The sequence below is a fragment of the Kitasatospora sp. NPDC059722 genome, assembly GCF_042733235.1.
Taxonomy (GTDB): domain Bacteria; phylum Actinomycetota; class Actinomycetes; order Streptomycetales; family Streptomycetaceae; genus Kitasatospora.
This window is the reverse complement of sequence record NZ_JBHWGD010000249.1, coordinates 1-2,950: the sequence shown is the minus strand read 5'-3', so window position 1 is coordinate 2,950 and position 2,950 is coordinate 1. Positions and strand designations below refer to the sequence as shown.

Genomic DNA, 2,950 nt, shown 5'->3' with positions numbered 1-2,950 from the left:
GGCCAGGCGGGCCGCGAGCACGGCGCCGCCGCGCACGGCCAGCTGCGGCTCGTCGCCGCCGAGGGCGCGCTCGGGCAGCGGGCCGCCCGCCGGGTCCAGGTCGACCAGGCCGAACCGGCCCGGGTGCTCGGCCTGCGCGGAGCGCACCAGGCCCCACACGGCCGCGGCGGCCGGGTCGGTGACCTCGTCGTCCGCCGTGGTGGCGACGGCGCCCCGGGTCACGAAGACCAGCCGGCCGTCCGTGTCCGCGGTGAGCCACTGCTGGACCCGGGCCAGGGCCAGGGCCGTCAGCGCGTGGGCCGAGGCGACCGGGTCGGCCGGGTCGCCCGCGAGCGGCACGAGCACCACCTCGGCAGGTCCCTCACCGACCGTCGGCAGCACGCCGAGGCCGAGCGGGTCCGCGTCCGGCACGGCCACCGAGGCGGGCGCCTGCGCGCCGCCGCGCGGCCGGGACCAGCGCAGCTCGAACATCGCGTCCCGCACCGGCCCGGCGCCCGCGCCGGCCAGCGCCGGGAGCGCCCGCAGCAGCAGCGAGCCGACCGAGGCGACCGGGCCGCCCGCCGCGTCGGCGACCTCGACCGCGACCGCGTCGTCCCCCGTCGCGGACAGCCGCACCCGCACCACCGACGCGCCCGCGGCGTGCAGGCTGACGTCCTGCCAGGAGAACGGCACCCCGCCGAGCCCCAGGAACGCCGTCGCGTGCAGCGCCGAGTCCAGCAGCGCCGGGTGGATCCCGAACGCGCCGGCCTCGCCGCTCGCGCCCTCGTCCAGCGCGACCTCGGCGAACACGTCCTCGCCGCGCCGCCAGGCCGCGCGCAGCCCGCGGAAGGCCGGGCCGTAGTGGAAGCCCGCACCCGCGAGGCGCTCGTCCAGGCCGTCCAGGTCCAGCGCCTCGGCGCCGGCCGGCGGCCACTCCGTGAACTCCGTCGCAACAGCGCCCTGTTCGCCCGGCGCGAGGATGCCGTCGGCGTGCTGCGTCCACGGGGCGTCCTCGTCGCCCTCGGGACGGGCGTAGACGCCGACGGTGCGCCGCCCGCTCGCGTCGGCCCGTCCGGCCCACACCTGCACCTGCACGCCGCCCTGCTCGGGCAGCGGCAGCGGCGCGGTGAGCGTCAGCTCCTCGACGCGCTCGCAGCCGACCTCGTCGCCCGCGCGCACGGCGAGCTCCAGGAAGGCCGTGCCGGGCAGCAGGACGGTGCCGTCGACGGCGTGGTCGGCCAGCCACGGGTGGGTGCGCAGCGAGAGCCGGCCGGTCAGCAGCAGGCCGTCGGTGTTGGCGAGCGAGACGGCGGCGGCGAGCAGCGGGTGGTTGGCCGAGCCGAGCCCGGCGGCGCGGACGTCGCCGGTGCGCGAGAGCGCGCTCTTCGGCCAGTAGCGCTTGTGCCGGAAGGCGTAGGTGGGCAGCTCGGCATGGCCGGCGCCGGTGCCCTCGAAATAGGCGTCCCAGCGCACCGGGACGCCGCGCACGTGCAGTGCGGCGAGGGCCTCGGTGAGCGCCTCGGTCTCGTCGCGGCCGGGGCGCAGCGCGCCGACGGCGGTCACCGGCTCGTCGAGGGCGCCCTGGGCGAGCGCGGCGAGAGCGCCGTCCGGGCCGAGTTCGAGGAAGGCGGCGGCGCCGTGGCCGGCGAGGGCCTGGACGGCGTCGGCGAAGCGGACGGTGCCGCGCACCTGCCGGGCCCAGTAGTCGGGTGCGGCGAGCTCGTCGGCGGTGGCGGGGGCGCCGGTGACGGTGGAGACGAGCGGGATCGCCGGGGCGTCGTAGGTGAGCGTGGCGGCGACGCGGGTGTAGGCGTCGAGCATCGGCTCCATGTGCGGCGAGTGGAAGGCGTGCGAGACGCGCAGGCGCTTGGTACGCCTCCCGGCGAACTCCCCTGCGATGCGGAGGACTTCGTCCTCGTCGCCCGCGAGCACCACCGCCGTGGGCCCGTTGACGGCGGCGATGGAGACGCCGTCCGTCAGCAACGGCAGCACCTCCGCCTCCGTCGCCTCGACGGACACCATCGCTCCCCCACCGGGGAGTTCCGACATCAGCCGGGCCCGAGCCGCCACCAGCGTGCAGGCGTCCTCCAGCGAGAACACCCCCGCCACGTGCGCCGCGGCGATCTCACCGATCGAGTGCCCGACCACGAAGTCCGGCCGCAGACCCCACGACTCCACCAGCCGGAACAACGCCACCTCCAGCGCGAACAGCGCCGGCTGCGCATACCCCGTGCCGTCCAGCAGCGCGGCCTCCGCCGACCCCTCCACCGCGAACAGGACGTCCCGGACGGGCCGTTCGTAGCCGAGGTCGAAGCGGGCGAGGACGGCGTCCAGCGCCTCCGCGTACACCGGGTACCGGTCGTACAGCTCCCGGCCCATGGCCGGGTACTGGCTGCCCTGGCCGGTGAACAGGAAGGCCAGGCCGCCGCCGGCCGCCCGGCCGGTGACGAGGGCGGCGTCCGGCAGGCCGTCGCGCAGGGCGGCGAGGGCGCGCTGGAGCTCGGCGCGGTCGCCGGTGGTGACGGCGGCCCGGTGGTCGAGCGCGGTGCGGGTGGTGGCGAGGGAGAACGCCAGGTCGGCGAGCGGCAGTTCGGGCCGCTCGTCGAGCGCGGCCAGCAGTCGCACGGCCTGGGCGCGCAGGGCCTCGTCGGTGCGGGCGGACAGCGCGAAGGGCACGGTGTCGCCGTCCGCCGGCGCGGCCGGGACGGCGGCGGCCGGGGCCTGTTCGAGGATCACGTGCGCGTTGGTGCCGCTCAGCCCGAAGGAGGAGACGGCGGCGCGGCGGGCCCGCCCGGTCTCGGGCCAGTCGCGCGCCTCGGCGAGGAGCTCGATGGCGCCCTCCGTCCAGTCGACGTGCGTGGACGGCCGGTCGATGTGCAGGCTGGCCGGGAGCACGCCGCTGCGCAGCGCGAGCACGGTCTTGATGACTCCGGCCACGCCGGAGGCCATCTGGGTGTGGCCGATGTTGGAC

At 77.7% G+C, this 2,950-nt stretch carries 1 protein-coding gene; it reads right to left on the bottom strand.

Features of this window, described 5'->3' with window-relative positions; translation table 11 throughout:
* On the bottom strand, nucleotides 1-2,950 hold a 2,950-nt coding region (locus ACFV4F_RS42985; protein ID WP_380511424.1), incomplete at both ends, for an acyltransferase domain-containing protein.